At 41.4% G+C, this 15,790-nt stretch carries 9 protein-coding genes and 4 pseudogenes; 2 read left to right on the forward strand and 11 right to left on the reverse strand.

The annotated features are described in order from the left end of the window. Nucleotides 1-424: 424 nt before the first annotated feature. From QM877_RS07405 to ruvB, 4 genes and pseudogenes are all read right to left on the reverse strand, one after another. Nucleotides 425-2,215, reverse strand: a pseudogene (locus QM877_RS07405) (hypothetical protein); the annotation flags it as partial. A 417-nt stretch (nucleotides 2,216-2,632) separates the two neighbouring features. Then, nucleotides 2,633-7,741, reverse strand: a pseudogene (locus QM877_RS07410) (accessory Sec-dependent serine-rich glycoprotein adhesin); the annotation flags it as partial. Nucleotides 7,742-8,294: 553 nt separating this feature from the next. Then, the gene (locus tag QM877_RS07415; protein WP_414318031.1) at nucleotides 8,295-8,867 is read right to left on the reverse strand and encodes a nucleotidyltransferase family protein; all 573 of its coding nucleotides are present in this window, start codon (nucleotides 8,865-8,867) and stop codon (nucleotides 8,295-8,297) included. Next, nucleotides 8,848-9,846, reverse strand: coding sequence for a Holliday junction branch migration DNA helicase RuvB (gene ruvB / locus QM877_RS07420; RefSeq protein ID WP_315640029.1), 999 nt, complete (start codon nucleotides 9,844-9,846; stop codon nucleotides 8,848-8,850). The genes QM877_RS07415 and ruvB overlap by 20 nt, the downstream gene beginning before the upstream one ends. A 136-nt stretch (nucleotides 9,847-9,982) precedes the next feature. Between ruvB and QM877_RS07425 the strand changes: the two are divergent. Together QM877_RS07425 and QM877_RS07430 are read left to right on the forward strand one after the other, a co-directional pair. Continuing rightward, a pseudogene (locus tag QM877_RS07425) lies at nucleotides 9,983-10,048 on the forward strand (type I toxin-antitoxin system Fst family toxin); the annotation flags it as partial. A gap of 288 nt (nucleotides 10,049-10,336) precedes the next feature. Next, nucleotides 10,337-10,623, forward strand: a pseudogene (locus QM877_RS07430) (site-specific integrase); the annotation flags it as partial. Nucleotides 10,624-11,053: 430 nt separating this feature from the next. Here QM877_RS07430 and QM877_RS07435 read toward each other — a convergent pair. From QM877_RS07435 to QM877_RS07465, 7 genes are all read right to left on the reverse strand, one after another. Continuing rightward, nucleotides 11,054-11,407, reverse strand: coding sequence for a type II toxin-antitoxin system RelE/ParE family toxin (locus QM877_RS07435; protein ID WP_315640030.1), 354 nt, complete (start codon nucleotides 11,405-11,407; stop codon nucleotides 11,054-11,056). Beyond that, a complete protein-coding gene (locus QM877_RS07440) occupies nucleotides 11,397-11,681 on the reverse strand; it encodes a type II toxin-antitoxin system RelB/DinJ family antitoxin (RefSeq protein ID WP_315640031.1) in 285 nt (94 codons plus the stop codon). The genes QM877_RS07435 and QM877_RS07440 overlap by 11 nt, the downstream gene beginning before the upstream one ends. A gap of 533 nt (nucleotides 11,682-12,214) precedes the next feature. Continuing rightward, entirely contained in the window at nucleotides 12,215-12,637 is a 423-nt protein-coding gene (locus QM877_RS07445) for a GNAT family N-acetyltransferase (protein WP_414294841.1), read from the reverse strand. A gap of 11 nt (nucleotides 12,638-12,648) precedes the next feature. Further along, nucleotides 12,649-13,341 (reverse strand): GNAT family N-acetyltransferase, encoded by a 693-nt coding sequence (locus QM877_RS07450; RefSeq protein ID WP_414294842.1) that lies wholly within the window; start codon nucleotides 13,339-13,341, stop codon nucleotides 12,649-12,651. Nucleotides 13,342-13,462: 121 nt separating this feature from the next. After that, the gene (locus tag QM877_RS07455) at nucleotides 13,463-13,876 is read right to left on the reverse strand and encodes a YjdF family protein (RefSeq protein WP_178894499.1); all 414 of its coding nucleotides are present in this window, start codon (nucleotides 13,874-13,876) and stop codon (nucleotides 13,463-13,465) included. A 141-nt stretch (nucleotides 13,877-14,017) separates the two neighbouring features. Next, on the reverse strand, nucleotides 14,018-15,250 hold the full coding sequence (locus tag QM877_RS07460; protein WP_201037011.1) for an acyl-CoA thioesterase/BAAT N-terminal domain-containing protein: 1,233 nt from the start codon (nucleotides 15,248-15,250) through the stop codon (nucleotides 14,018-14,020). Nucleotides 15,251-15,306: 56 nt separating this feature from the next. Further along, nucleotides 15,307-15,762 (reverse strand): MarR family winged helix-turn-helix transcriptional regulator, encoded by a 456-nt coding sequence (locus tag QM877_RS07465; RefSeq protein WP_178894497.1) that lies wholly within the window; start codon nucleotides 15,760-15,762, stop codon nucleotides 15,307-15,309. Nucleotides 15,763-15,790: the final 28 nt, after the last annotated feature.

The following is a 15,790-nucleotide window of genomic DNA, read 5'->3' on the forward strand; positions in this document are numbered from 1 at the left end:
CAGAGGCTGATGTGCTTGCTGATTGGCTCGCACTTGTCGATGCTGACTCAGACGCTGATGTGCTTGCTGATTGGCTCGCACTTGTCGATGCTGACTGGCTAGCCGACGTGCTTGCTGATTGACTTGCACTGGTTGACGCTGACTGGCTAGCTGATGTGCTTGCTGATTGGCTCGCACTTGTCGATGCGGACTGGCTAGCTGATGTGCTTGCTGATTGACTTGCGCTTGTTGAAGCACTTTGGCTTGCAGACGTGCTGGCTGATTGGCTCGCACTTGTCGATGCTGACTGGCTAGCTGATGTGCTTGCTGATTGACTTGCACTGGTTGATGCTGACTGGCTAGCTGATGTACTTGCTGATTGACTTGCGCTTGTTGAAGCACTTTGGCTTGCTGACGTGCTTGCTGATTGGCTCGCACTGGTCGATGCTGACTGGCTAGCTGATGTACTTGCTGATTGACTTGCGCTTGTTGACGCTGACTGGCTAGCTGATGTACTTGCTGATTGACTTGCGCTTGTCGATGCTGACTGGCTAGCCGATGTACTTGCTGATTGGCTCGCACTTGTTGAAGCACTTTGGCTTGCTGATGTGCTGGCTGATTGGCTCGCACTGGTTGATGCTGACTGGCTAGCTGATGTACTTGCTGATTGGCTCGCACTTGTCGATGCTGACTGACTTGCTGACGTGCTGGCTGATTGGCTTGCACTGGTTGATGCTGACTGGCTAGCCGATGTGCTTGCTGATTGACTTGCGCTTGTTGAAGCACTTTGGCTTGCAGACGTGCTGGCTGATTGGCTCGCACTTGTCGATGCTGACTGGCTAGCTGATGTGCTTGCTGATTGACTTGCACTGGTTGATGCTGACTGGCTAGCTGATGTACTTGCTGATTGACTTGCGCTTGTTGAAGCACTTTGGCTTGCTGACGTGCTTGCTGATTGGCTCGCACTGGTCGATGCTGACTGGCTAGCTGATGTACTTGCTGATTGACTTGCGCTGGTTGACGCTGACTGGCTAGCTGATGTACTTGCTGATTGACTTGCGCTTGTCGATGCTGACTGGCTAGCCGATGTACTTGCTGATTGGCTCGCACTTGTTGAAGCACTTTGGCTTGCTGATGTGCTGGCTGATTGGCTCGCACTGGTTGACGCCGATTCAGAGGCTGATGTGCTGGCTGATTGGCTCGCACTTGTCGATGCTGACTCAGACGCTGATGTGCTTGCTGATTGGCTCGCACTTGTCGATGCTGACTGGCTAGCTGACGTGCTGGCTGATTGGCTTGCGCTTGTTGAAGCACTTTGGCTAGCTGACGTGCTTGCTGATTGGCTCGCACTTGTCGATGCTGACTGGCTAGCCGATGTACTTGCTGATTGACTTGCGCTTGTTGATGCGGACTGGCTAGCTGACGTGCTTGCTGATTGGCTCGCACTTGTCGATGCGGACTGACTTGCAGACGTGCTGGCTGATTGACTTGCACTTGTTGATGCTGACTGGCTAGCTGATGTGCTTGCTGATTGACTTGCGCTTGTTGATGCGGACTGGCTAGCTGACGTGCTGGCTGATTGGCTTGCGCTTGTTGAAGCACTTTGGCTAGCTGACGTGCTTGCTGATTGGCTCGCACTTGTCGATGCTGACTGGCTAGCTGACGTGCTGGCTGATTGGCTTGCACTTGTTGAAGCTGACTGGCTAGCCGACGTGCTGGCTGATTGACTTGCACTTGTCGATGCTGACTGGCTAGCTGATGTACTTGCTGATTGACTTGCACTTGTCGATGCTGACTGGCTTGCTGATGTGCTTGCTGATTGGCTCGCACTTGTCGATGCTGACTGACTTGCAGACGTGCTGGCTGATTGACTTGCACTTGTTGATGCTGACTGGCTAGCTGATGTGCTTGCTGATTGACTTGCGCTTGTCGATGCTGACTGGCTAGCTGATGTACTTGCTGATTGACTTGCGCTTGTTGATGCGGACTGACTAGCTGACGTGCTTGCTGATTGGCTCGCACTTGTTGATGCTGACTGGCTAGCCGATGTACTTGCTGATTGGCTTGCACTGGTTGACGCTGACTGGCTAGCCGATGTACTTGCTGATTGACTTGCGCTTGTTGAAGCACTTTGGCTTGCTGACGTGCTGGCTGATTGACTTGCGCTTGTTGAAGCACTTTGGCTTGCTGACGTGCTTGCTGATTGACTTGCGCTTGTTGAAGCACTTTGGCTTGCTGACGTGCTTGCTGATTGACTTGCGCTTGTTGATGCTGACTGGCTTGCTGACGTGCTTGCTGATTGGCTCGCACTGGTTGAAGCTGACTGGCTTGCTGAGGTGCTTGCTGATTGACTTGCGCTTGTTGAAGCACTTTGGCTTGCTGACGTGCTGGCTGATTGGCTCGCACTTGTCGATGCTGACTGGCTAGCTGAGGTGCTTGCTGATTGACTTGCGCTTGTTGAAGCTGACTCAGATGCACTGGTCATTGCACTTACTGATGCACTGGTTGAAGCAGACACTGACGCACTGGTTGAAGCAGACACTGACGCACTGGTTGACGCTGATGCTGACTTATGATCCGAATCTGACAAATCAGGAGTTACTGTATTTTTTGTTCCATCTTTGTAGGTAATCGTTACAGTTCCATTGCTATCAATATCGTACGATTTAATACGGAAATCTGTTGCAGGGTTAGACGTCTTCACTGCATTAAGAATCTTATCAAGGTCTTTTCGAGTCAAGGAAGTTAGATTAGAAACCTGGACAGCATCTTTTGGTTTAACACCTGGGAATTTTTCGTTCAGTTTCCCTTGTGCTACTACAGTCGTTACTCTACCCGTATTATCTGATAAGTCTGTAGCATTAGTTCCACGAGTCCATTTGTTTCCATCTTTATACTGTACATTTTCTCCATAAGTAGCAGTGTACTCTAGCACTTTTGGAGTTGTCGCCGAAGCTTCAGTGGTAATATCCTTAATTCCTAGTGCATCATCATCTGAAGAATAGCCATCTTGGAAAATACGACTGATATCAGAAGTTCCATCGTTTAATTTCAGAGTTTTAATCTTACCACTATTATCTTTAGCAGTTAAAACAACTTTAATCTTGTCGCCTGCGAAGACTTCGTAACCACTGACTCCTGGACGAACATTATTCTTAATCGATTGTTTTTCCCATAGGCCAGTTTTATCGTTCTTAATATAAAGTTCAAAAGTTACTTCAGGTGCTACAGTTTCCTTGGTAATCGTCTTCGTCGTTGTAGCTGATTCCAAGGTTTCATTTGCACCAGTGCTAGGATTTGTAAAGACCTTGCTTTGTTTAACAGTTACGTTACCTGTCGGAAGAAGACCATTGTTGCCGTCGTATGCGTCTTGCAATTTTGCAGGTTCAAAGGTAACGCTTGTTTCATTGTCTTTAGCTGTCTTGGTAAATGTATGCCCAGCTAAAGTCAAGGTTACAAGAGCTCCAGGTGTGACATTCGTAACAACGATCGAACGATTTGGCAAGCCACCAGTTTCATTGGTAGAATTAACTGAGATAACTGGCGCTTGTGGGTTTACCTTAATAGTCACGTCTACTGTTCTGCTATTTCCAGGAGCTCCACTATAGGAACCTTGCGGAAGAGTGACTGTAACTTTTTTCGTATAAACCCCAGGGTTTGCCAGCATAGCGTCATCAGGAGCCTGGACCCAACTAAAGGTTGTTCCTGTTGGGAAAGCTACACTTGTATTCGAATTTTTAAGTGCCTCTCCTGGCTTAGCAATAATCTCTGCTAATGGAGCCTTATTTCCCACAGTTGTAACATACTCTTGTCTAGCTACAGGATCAACAACTGTATAATCAAAGCTTGTCTGACTTGTCAAGGCTGGATTGCTTGTTGAAACATCCCCAAAACGTCCTTTTGGATAAGTGGCAATTAGCGTATAGGTTGTATGGTGACTAACAGGTTCCAGATTCACAACCTCTTTAGTCGTATACCATACTTCACCAAAAGTAGGAGTTCCAACATTAGTTGTTTGTTCAGCCCCTGTGTTATTTAACTTATATTTATAAGACCATTTGGTTCCTGTTGGAAGTTCCTTAAGATTGGTATACAAATCAGAATCTCTACCAATATTATTAGCCCAATCTCCTCCATCAACTTTACTAAGGTTAGCTTCTTTCGTTCCTTTAAAGGCATAGAACTTACCTGTCACACCATTGTAAGTCTTGGCTTCAACTTTCGGATAAACAGTATAGTTAACTGTTACATCATCAGTCGAGCCATCAGAATAAGTAACCCGTGCAACTGCACTTTTTGTCCCAGCAGATGTGTTGTCAATGCGACTAACCCATGAAACAGTCGTTCCTTGAGGGAGCTGTCCTCCGCCATCAAGCTGGACAAAGTTCGTAGCATCGTTTAAATCCGTTGCCGTTTCACCAGTATAGGTATAAATAGTCGACGCCTTCGCTACAGCAGTATATTTATCAGTCTGGCTTTTGATTACAAATTTGACATAACCATTGTCGGTAATACCGTTTTTTGCATGGTTACTATCAGAGGTGTTTTGGTCATCTGTTGCCATTAAATAGCGTTCAAATGATGCTAACGGTACATTTTTTGCTAGAGTGCCTGTAAGGGTAATCTTTGCATCGGTTTGATTCGTTAAGCTAGCGATCGGATTTGAACGAGTAATTCCAGTATATCCTGCATAGTTTGTACCATTAGTACTGTCAGCTGTACCTTGCATTTCAAACTTCAATGAAGAAATCTTGCCAGAATCATCAGTTGCTCTAAAGGTTACATTAACTTCTTCCCCACGGTATAGATAGATTTCCTTAGTTGTAGCATTATCATAATGAATCTCCAGTTTTGGACGTTCATTAACTGTAACAGATCGAGAAATAGTATTTCTTGTTAAATCCTTATAAATAATCGTTGCAGTTCCATCGTTTGCAACTTGAATATCTTTGATACGGTGTATTGCCTGATTATTTTTAGCATAGATGGCAGTCTTGACAGCTGCCTTTTCATCATCTGTTAAGCTATCTTTATTTGCTACAGGTGTAAAGTCAGGATTTATTACTTTAAGACGGTCTTTCAGTTGTCCTTGAGTGATACGAACATTACCAGTTCCTGTTGTGACATTTCGATTATTTACTTGGTCGGTAGCAACCGCATTTCGTTGCCAAGTATTTCCTGACTTCCACTCCAAATCATCCCTAAGATGGGCCTTTACAACGATATGAGCTGGACTGCTCTCAGTAGCATTGATATCGCCACTATTTAGATGGTCAACCACACCTGTACCATACTCATCTCCTGTATCATTATCACCTTGGAAGAAGTTGGTTGTTAAAGCAGGTCGATTAGCGTCCGCTTTGGAGATAATCTTAAACTCTTTTAGTTTCCCACTATTATCATACGCTGTGAAATCAACTGTAAAGTTATCACCAGCATAGACGATGTGTTCCTTCCCACGACTAGGGTCTGGACTCTCTGTCGCTTGGATGGGCTCGCCATCACGCGTCACTGTAACAGCAGGCACAGGAGGAACAGTTTCAGCTCTTACATTAGCTCGGACAACATCTACCGTATTATCACGATAGGTAATGGTAATTTCACCAGTGTTAGACACTGTAATTTCATGATTACCTTCAGAATCTTTCTTGTAATCAGATCTGTTGAGGATAGTAGCATTTTTGCTTTTGAAGTTTTCAAGGATTTGAGCTCTTTCAGTCTCGCTCAAGGCAGATGGATTGTTAACCGTAACAGTATCACCACCCACAGGCTCGTTACGTTCATTGAAACCTTTAATACGGACAGTCATACGTGCTGTAGCTGTTTGACCATCTTTGTCTGTCACTTTATATTCAATAGCATAAGCACCAGTCGCATACGGCCGCCAATTTGTTCCTTCACGACCAATGGTTCCAACAATATGTACCGTATAAGATGTGCGGTATCCAGTTTTATGCCCACGTTGGTCATATGTCGCAAGATCTCCGTTTATTTTCTTACCTTTTACTATATTATATGGATAGTCTGGTGCACCCAAACCTGTGATGATAGGATTATTCCCAGGTTCTACTTTTGCCATTCCGGTGTCATCACTAAGGATCATATTCACAGGTGTAATGGTATCATCATTATAATAAGCAATCTCACTTGGCAAGCTAATAGTTGGTCGCTGAGATGCCGCACGGCTCTGACCTCCCGTGTTTCTAGACTGACCTGTTTCCCCAGTCGAAACGGTTGAGCTCATTGAGCTACTATAATTCCCTGAAGCATTTGCGCTTGTAAACGGTTGACTGCTTGTTGCCACTTGAGCATTCAAAGTAGCTGCGTTAGAACGATTGTTTACCGTCGCATACACCAATATAGTCGCTTCAAGGTTTCCATTCAAATCATGGCGCTTATTGAATACATATTCATTACCAGATCCACCACGTTTCTCCATGGCTTCTCCATTGAAAAGAACACGAGTGATGGTTGTGTTTCTATCCACTTGTGCGATCAGACCTGCATAATTAAGCGGACTCTGCGAATGCATTTTGATTGTCCAGACAACCTCACGATTTGAACTTGAATAACTACCTTGACCAAGTTGAGCTGTGGTGTGATTGTTTACTGCAATCGGAGAAAGGCCTCGGAGATTTTCTCCCGTTGCCATTGGTTTCCCATTACGGCTATCACGTTGGCCAGAGGTTGCACGTGAAACCGCATTGGCGATAGAGTTGCGAGCTGAAGTAGCTGTCTTGACAACTGTTCCTAGGTCAGCATTTGGATCCTTGAGAGCAGACTCAATCTCAGCAATAGCAGATTTCACCTTAAGAATGGCTGAGCTTGTATCTGGAAGGTCCACGGCTTTAGCTAGGTATTCTCCCATTTCTGCTGAAAGTGCTGCCAGTTTCTTACGGTCTTCTGCTTGCTTTTTAGCGCTCACTTCTGCAGTCGTTGTCGCAGCAAGAGTCGCTGTTGTGGTTGCTGTCAGACTCGCATTTTGGCTTGTGAAGTTTTCTGCAGTTAAAAGAGAACTAGAAAGATCAGGATTGACCTTAATATCGCTAGCCTTAACTGTGGCTCTGGATGTTCCGTCATTACTGATAGCATCTTCGCTAGGAGCCGTCTGTGAACCTTCTACATGCGAAACCTCAGAGAGGGAACTGCTTGCAACAGTCGAAGCACTATCTGATGTTGAGGCAGAATCGTTCAATGAAGATGAGATACTAGCTGAAGTTGAAGATGAAACACTGGCACTAGTGCTAGCTGATGTTGAGGCACTTACGGACTCGGATGCACTTGTTGAGGCCGAAATAGAGGCACTTGTAGAAGCAGAGATTGAGACACTCTCACTAACAGAGGTAGATGTTGAAACAGACGTTTGCTGCTCCTCATCTTTATTGACAGTTCCCAAAACAACCTGATCAGAATTCACTAGATTGTCAGTACCATCCACGACTTTCTCTACAGCCAGCTGTTCATTGGCATGGACTTGCGTATGAGTGGCAACTCCACCACCAACAACGGCCCCCGCGGCAACTATCCCCTTGAGGACATCTATCCCAGTTAAAGAAGTTGAGACACGATCTTCCACAACTTCAGTTGTCACCTGAGCAGTATCAACACCACCACGAAGAACCTTGAACAAACCAAAAAGAGAGGTAGATGCTCGAAGCCAGTGTTTCCCTGACTTGATCAATTTATACCTCGTTACTCGGTCTGTTTCTCTATATCGTCCTTCCTGACGTCTAAAAAACATGTTTTTTCTCCTTGAGTTCATTTTTTATAAAAAACTAAATACCAAAACATCCTTAAGATACACAGCCACGTTACATGGATATTTTCTCTTTTTTCACCCTGACAAGCAATGGTGTAGTCTTAAAAAATTTTTGATATAGAGCTCAATCTATAACACTTTATTATAGCACACTATAGGCTTCTTTGTCCAAAGATTAAGTTGAAAATAGATTAACAAAAACACCTTGAACTTTTTGTAGATTTTCCCTGATTGTAAGATTCTTTTTTGTCCAATAATCATCTGTTCACCTTTGAAAAATCAAATATTATTGTAAAAAATCAGTAGGATGAAATAAAATATAAACAAATTGACCAGAAAGAAAAGTCAGATCAATTTCTAAAAATATTTTAAAATCCGTAGCGTACTATTCTAGGTTCAATCTACTATATGTCGAATCATTGATCCATCAAAAAAAGCCGCCTGATTGGGCGACTTAATTTTTTATAGGGAGATTATTATGAAAAAGTTTTAGGAGTATAAGTTAAGGTCTTTTTAACTTATGAGATAAGTATACAACTCCTATCTTAAAGTTTCCTTAAGTATTTTTAACTGTGAGATTTTTCCATTTTTCTCGCCAGTTTTTCTTAGATAAACGCTTTTGATAGAGCTTCATTCGGTCTTGATTTTCTAAAAAATGAGGAGTCGGACGAACTTGAAAGTTCAAAATATCCTCCAAACCATAAGGCGCAAAGAGCTCTAAAGTTGCGTCAGCTTGCAAGCGAAGTCCCACTGCCGTACAACGTTCAGGATACTTACTCATGGCATCGCAGGAATTTCTATACGGAGGTGTGTGGGGACTATGCTGATGCATATAGACTTGATTTTTCAGCTCCCACTGATACTGAGGGAAGTCCTCTCTCAACTTGTTCTCTATAGCCAGCGTTTCTTCGTAACTCACATCTGGGTCAAAGAAAATCACATCCACATCCGTTTCACGGTCAAAAGGGGATTTATCTGACAAGAGATTCCAGATAAAATTTCGGACCGAACCAGCCGCCAACCAAGAATCTTTCAACTCCAAGTCACGGATGATGGTCAAAATAGCCATCATGTCAGGATTTTCTCTGAAGGAGTCTAAGATTTCAGCCTTATTTTTCAATGTATTCATACCCCAAATGTTCGTAAGCCTTAGCTGTCGCGACCCGTCCTGAACGAGTTCGCATGATAAAGCCTTTCTGGATTAGGTAAGGTTCATACATATCCTCTACCGTCTCACGCTCTTCGGCGATATTTACCGAAAGAGTTCCTAAACCGACAGGACCTCCACCGTAGACCTCAATCATGGTGCGAAGAATTTTCTGGTCCACATAGTCCAAGCCTTCATGGTCTACATCCAGCATGGTAAGAGCCTTGTCCGTAATGACATCATCAATCAAGCCATCGCCCATAATCTGCGCAAAGTCACGCACGCGCTTAAGGAGACGATTGGCAATACGAGGAGTCCCACGACTACGGAGGGCCAACTCGGAAGCTGCCTCATGGGTGATTTCCATCTCAAAAATATCTGCAGTCCGCTCGACAATCTCTGTCAAGTCATCATGAGCATAATACTCCATATGACCAGTAATTCCAAAACGTGCACGAAGAGGATTTGACAGCATCCCTGCTCGTGTCGTCGCACCAATCAAGGTAAAAGGTGGCAATTCCAGATGAACACTGCGACTACCTTCCCCCGCACCAATCATGATGTCGATGTAGAAGTCTTCCATAGCACTGTAAAGCACCTCTTCCACCGACATAGGCAAGCGATGAATCTCATCAATGAAAAGAACATCTCCTGGCTCCAAGTCATTCAAAATCGCTACCAGATCACCGGCTTTTTCGATAACGGGACCAGACGTTTGTTTGAGATTGACTCCCAGTTCATTGGCAATGACAAAAGCCATGGTTGTTTTCCCGAGACCTGGAGGACCAAACAAAAGAACATGGTCCAGCGCCTCATCACGCATTTTTGCTGCCTCGATAAAGATTTGCAGCTGATCCTTGACCTTGTCCTGACCGATATATTCACGTAAATATTGGGGACGGAGGGTACGTTCTACCAACTCCTCATCACCCATGATTTCATTATCTAAAATTCTACTCATGTTCCTATTATAGCAAAAATCCAGCCTACAAACAAAAAAGCCACCGAATTGGGTGGCTCCCGACTTTAGCACTGATGTGGTACAATATTGTACGGCACTGCTACACCGCCTACGAAAGGAGGTGAAATGGCCCGTGATGGAATTAGTACTCAAAACTATCATCGGACCAATTGTGGTCGGTGTTGTTCTTCGCTTATACTCAATGAAAATCAAAGAGCAAACTAGGAAGCTAGCCGCAGGCTGCTCAAAACACTGTTTTGAGGTTGCAGATGGAAGATGACGTGGTTTGAATTTGATTTTCGAAGAGTATTAGTCGATAAATGGCTAAACAAGGATAAATAGTGTCAAAAAAGATCCCAAGCTTATTTGGTCGTGAGCTTGGGGTCTTTTCTAGCCTATGATATAGACACAATACTTAATTCCTGTCCATTATCGCACAGTTCGCGATTTTTGTCAAAAGTTTACTCCCTTGTCCAATAAGACTTTCAACATTAAGAGAACCTTAGGAATTATCAAAGAAAACAAAAGATTACATCACTATCAATGAACATGGGCGCTCATCAACTCAAATTAGTCAAACCAACATTTTAATCCACGAAATGAAACGACAGACTTACACATGATGTACCACTTCCTCACATTATTTCACGAGTTCCAACCGAGCAGTTCGGCCAGGCACTAGGTCATACAAAAGTCTATATGACCGATCGTTATAACCAAGTTGAGGACGAACTTGCTGAAGTGACAACAGACCTATTTCTTAGTCATATTCGCTAAAAAGTCCCCGCCAATTCCCCGATCAAAATCCGAAAACTACCGAAATTTATCGGAAAACGACGTTTAGGAAACTCTCTAAAAGCCTGAAATAGAGCAAAAAAACTCCACCTGATTGGGTGGAGTTAAGGGAGATTATTATGAAAAAGAAAAGTTTAGGATTTCTATTAAATAAAGTTAGGGGGTCTTTATTTAATGATTACATAATATACAAGCAAACTTAAAATTAACTTAAGATTTGCTAGTTTTTAATTTTGTTCAAAAATAATAAATACTAATTAAAAATTGCTAAAAGCAAACAAGAAAAAAGCCACCAAATTGGGTGACTTTATTAGGAGATTATGATGAAAAAAAGTTTTAGGATTTCTATTAAATAAAGTCAGGAGGTCTTTATTTAATAACTAAATGATACAGGATAAGACTTAAAGTTAGCTTAAGATTTTGAACTTTTTTTATTGTCTTTTTGTAGCAAGGTGACATAGTCACTCTTGGTATGAAATAAATGGGAGAGAAAAACAGTCTTTTGTGTCTGATCAATAAAGTAAAGCAAAACGTATTGATCTATAATTTTTCCTCGTGTAGGAAACTTACTATTAATCTTTACACCGATTTTCTCATCTGCATCAAAACCAGCCTCAGGAAAGACTTCTAGACTTTTTAAGCCGTCTAAAATTTTTACTACAGTATTTTTCGCAGATTGAGGGGCTAAAAGTACCGTAGCTATATATTCGTGTATATTTTCGATAGCTTGTTCAACTTCTTTTGAAAGAATCACTTTATAAGCCATAGCGTGCCCTCACATTGTCTAGGGAAGTTCCTTCACCTGCCTCATATTCTCTCAAGGCACGTTCAGATTGGGCTTGTAGTTCAGCAATTAACTGCTCTCTATGCAAATCTTCGGCCGTCTTAATAGGCAAATCTTGTTCTAGAACTATTTGCTCTACAAATAAAGAAATAGCATCTGTCATTGTCATGCCCTTTTCCTTGATAATATTTCTAGCTTGCTCCATAGTAGCTTCATTTAGTTTGAAATTGTATTGTTTCGATACGCTTATAGCCATGATATATCTCCAATCTATACGATATAGATTGATTATATACTAGATATAGATTTTCATCAAGAAAAGTATTTTTCTCATAGCCTTACCTCCTCGCTAGATAGTATATTTTTACACGAGATTTCCTCGACAATCTTCTTTTTGAAAAATTTAATTCTTTCATATTTCGATACCTTTTGATAAAACCACGATAGATCAGATACTTTTTATCAGGATCTCAAGTAGGTCATTAAAAAGTTTAATAACACCAATTTTAAAGGCATCAAGTTTCTAAACAATAGAAGATTCGGCGATCTTTGTATTATATGGATATCCGCGTTATCCTTGACACGAACTTTTACTTTTGTTCAAAACAACGAATACCAATGAAATATCGCTGAAAGTCACATAACAAAAAAAGCCACCAAATTGGGTGACTTTATTAGGAGATTATGATGAAAAAAAGTTTTAGGATTTCTATTAAATAAAGTTAGGAGGTCTTTATTAATAACTAAATGATACAGGATAAGACTTAAAGTTAGCTTAAGTGAAAAAAATTATTTTAAATTTTCTCGGTCCACCAAAATCATGCCCGTACACTGGAAACTAGATAAGGTTTCAAACCCCAGAGAACGATAAAATCCCAAGTTTTTTTCTGTTTGTTCTGTCGCTAGTTGGACTTGATAGGCATCCTTATAATCAGCTAGAGCTTGCTTCATCAAGGTGCTACCAATCCCTTGGCGTTGATAGCTAGGCGAAACAATCAAATCCTGGACAAAAACCGAAGAAAAACCGTCTCCAACCAAGCGAACTAGACCAACGATTTTCTCACCATCACGCGCTAGATAAATGGCCAGTGAATGAGTCAGAGCCTGGGCTAACATTTGAGGCTGATTGGTATAATTTGTCCAACCAACTGCCTGGTAGAGATGCAAAACGTCATCAAGTGAAACAGATGTTTCTTTTGTAATCTTAATCATAGCAAACCTTTCTAACATTCTCTAAGGGATTTCAACTGTTGCCCATTTTCATCAAAATTATCTGGACTCAACCACGATTCAAAACGAGCTTTAACCCTTGGCCAATCCTTATCAATCATAGACATCCAGTCCGTATCTCTGGTACGCCCTTTATAAATAACAGCTTGGCGGAAAGTGCCTTCGTAGATAAAACCCAAACGTTCTGCCGCTTTTCTAGAAGGTAGATTTAGTGCATCACATTTCCACTCATAACGGCGATAGTTAAGCTCTTCAAAGACATAACGAGCAAGCAAATAGTGGGCTTCTGTTCCCATCCTGGTCTGTTTAAGAGCCGGCGAAAAGGTCACCGCGCCAACTTCAATCACGCGATTGGCTTGGTCAATGCGCATGAGAGAAAAAGTCCCCAGCGCCTTTCCAGTCGCTTTATCAATAATCGCATAATAGAAGCGATCCTTGCGCTCAATCATCTGCTTTAAAGCAACAATTAATTCTTCAAGATTTTCTACTGGTGGTTGAAAGAGATAGGTCCACATCTCCCGAGGTGTATCTGGACCATAAACATCCAGCAAATCCTCCGCATGCTTTTCTACTGACAAAGCTTCGATAATCGTATACTGTCCTTCTATCCGTACAAGTGAAGGTAAAACTCCAGGTGTATCGTCTACAGGTTCACCAATCATCTGACCATATTCATTCACAGGCATAGTTTTCTCCTTGTCTCACTCTTATAAGTTTAAAGATGTGAATAGTATATCACATCTCACAGGTAATCTACAAAAAATCCTCCAGTTTATGGAGGATTGATCAAATATGGAAACGAGTGAGTTAATGCCCCTTGTGCTTCTCTCTACGTTTTTGCTGTTTGCGTTCGAATTTCTCTTGTTTGAGCAATTGTTTTTGGACACTAGATTGATGTTTTGAAATCTTTTTCCTTTCCTCATACTGCAACTGCAATAATTCTTTCGACTTGGAAGAAACTTTCTGCTTTACTTGTTTCTTCACAGCTCGCTGTAATCGTTTAGGATTCTTGATTTTTACATGCTGCTTAACTGTAGCTTCTGGACTAAAAGATAATTGAGTAAACTGAGTCTGTAAGATCTCTAGAATTTCATCATCTTTTGGCTCCTGACCAAATGTCACACGACAAACTTGATAAGTTTCTCGATACACTTGTTCGAACAAACCATGCCAAAATCCATCTTCAAAATAAACTGTCAATCCAATTGAAATTGTTTCCACGACAGCACCTCCTTAAATCTATCCCTAAGAATGGACAACCAAGGAGGAAGGTTACTGATAGGCTTGCCTACGTCTGGACTACCAACCAGAACTGTGTTTTTATCTTAGTTGGAACTATTATAGCATATTTATAATCTATTTTTATTTCTTCTTCAAATGCCTATCAAAAAAATGAATCGTAGCTAGCCAAGAATCCTTACTCTCTCTCATCAATAAACGCCAATCTTTTCGATAACGGTGATTTGGTTGATAAGCCACTGTCAACATGTGACCTGTTTCATGATATTTTTTAAATGTAATGTGGTGTCCTTTATAATCTGAGACAATATCATCAATTGCTGACGAGGCATCCCATATTTCATCAACAGTACTTCCGAGCAATAAGATAGGTGAATGCATTTGACCAATATCTATCTTAGCAGTACGATCTTTAGGGAAGCTTTTTCTAAAAAGTTTGCTAAACAGATAATCTCTAAGTCGAAACTTTTGATAGGGAAGTTCTCTTTGCAAATACGTCCAAGAAGAAGTATGGGAGTTCCATTTCCCTTTTATCCCTTCATACACCACATCAGAGGGTGAATTTAGTACCAAACATTGAACGTCATTAAAAATGCTCTCCTCAGCTAAAACTAACTCTGCTCCCTTAGACCGTCCATAGATTCCAATTCTTTCACTATCTACTTGATGATGCTGACGTAGATAATCCTTTGCTTCCACAAGGCACTCTAAAGGAATACGTTCCAAATGTTTTGGCAACCCCTCTAAACCAAAGTAGGCAACTGCTAGGCAAATATAACCTCTAGAAGATAGAAGCTGAGCTATATTCTGTGCCTTTTCAATCCTTCCTTCACTACCGCTCACAATAATCAATGCTGGTGCTTTTATTGCCTTTTGATCATAAAAGAGTCTCCCTTGAAAATGTTTCCCGTAAATATCTTGATGACTAATTTGCGAACTCATGTAATGTCTTGTGAAAGTTCTCTCTGCAATGACAGTACTTCCTTGCATAATTTTGACTTCCACAAAAAAATGATCTAATAAGGGAATTTTAGAAAGAGAGTTTGACAGTTTCTTTTCCTTATTGGTCAAGGGCTTGGCATTAAAGAATAACCCCATTATTGCAATATCTTCATCAGAGCCAGAACAAGATGGAGTTTGTGAAATATCAATAATACCATTCATATCCGATACAAAAGTCGCTGTTGATTTCCATAAGACATCATGAGCTAATAGCATGGGAGCATTGATACAATAATAATCGGATAGAAACATTTCGACTCGATATGTTTCTCTTGGTTTTAAGCCATCGATGACAATATTAAAAGATTCGTCTGCTAAATCAGACTCTGAAATCAGTTCAATTTTTATATTCATATCTTCCTCTTTTTGTTAATATAATTAACAATATAGTTTTAAAATTACCGTGATTTTTACCACGGTAATTCTTGCCATACCTTTTCAACATCATCCATCAATTTCATAATCATTTGAAGGTCCTTTTCACTATAGTTATTTAAAACTGAAAAAATGGCTGTCTCTATATATTCTTGCTGTTCTTTATGAATGTTAAAAACGTCAACCCCTTTTTGGGATAATATCAGATATTTATTCTTTTCATTATCCGATGCAAATTCAAAAGCAACGAGGTCTTTCTGGGTTAAACGTCTAACACTCTGAGTAATGGCACTCCTAGATACTTCAAGTAACTCAGATAATTTCACTAGATTCACAGGCTGATTGCGGCCTATCAGGTCGATCAAATGGACTTCATTAATAGTGATTGATTTATCAATACTGTTCCTATGCTGAGCTTTTTTCAACTGTTCAAAAGCTAAAGCAAAGCTGTTAAAACGATTATTAAACTTATGCAGTTCTTTCTTATTCATAACGCCCCTCTTTTGTTAATGATATTAA

This window comes from Streptococcus infantis, from assembly GCF_047463655.1.
GTDB classification, from domain to species: domain Bacteria; phylum Bacillota; class Bacilli; order Lactobacillales; family Streptococcaceae; genus Streptococcus; species Streptococcus infantis_Z.

What these genes read in the sequence shown, in the direction of transcription:
- QM877_RS07445 (WP_414294841.1), bottom strand. Translation starts at nt 12,637, where the DNA reads ATGATTAAGATTACAAAAGAAACATCTGTTTCACTTGATGACGTTTTG.
- QM877_RS07440 (WP_315640031.1), bottom strand. Translation starts at nt 11,681, where the DNA reads ATGGCTATAAGCGTATCGAAACAATACAATTTCAAACTAAATGAAGCT.
- QM877_RS07460 (WP_201037011.1), bottom strand. Translation starts at nt 15,250, where the DNA reads ATGAATATAAAAATTGAACTGATTTCAGAGTCTGATTTAGCAGACGAA.
- ruvB (WP_315640029.1), bottom strand. Translation starts at nt 9,846, where the DNA reads ATGAGTAGAATTTTAGATAATGAAATCATGGGTGATGAGGAGTTGGTA.
- QM877_RS07465 (WP_178894497.1), bottom strand. Translation starts at nt 15,762, where the DNA reads ATGAATAAGAAAGAACTGCATAAGTTTAATAATCGTTTTAACAGCTTT.
- QM877_RS07435 (WP_315640030.1), bottom strand. Translation starts at nt 11,407, where the DNA reads ATGGCTTATAAAGTGATTCTTTCAAAAGAAGTTGAACAAGCTATCGAA.
- QM877_RS07450 (WP_414294842.1), bottom strand. Translation starts at nt 13,341, where the DNA reads ATGCCTGTGAATGAATATGGTCAGATGATTGGTGAACCTGTAGACGAT.
- QM877_RS07415 (WP_414318031.1), bottom strand. Translation starts at nt 8,867, where the DNA reads ATGAATACATTGAAAAATAAGGCTGAAATCTTAGACTCCTTCAGAGAA.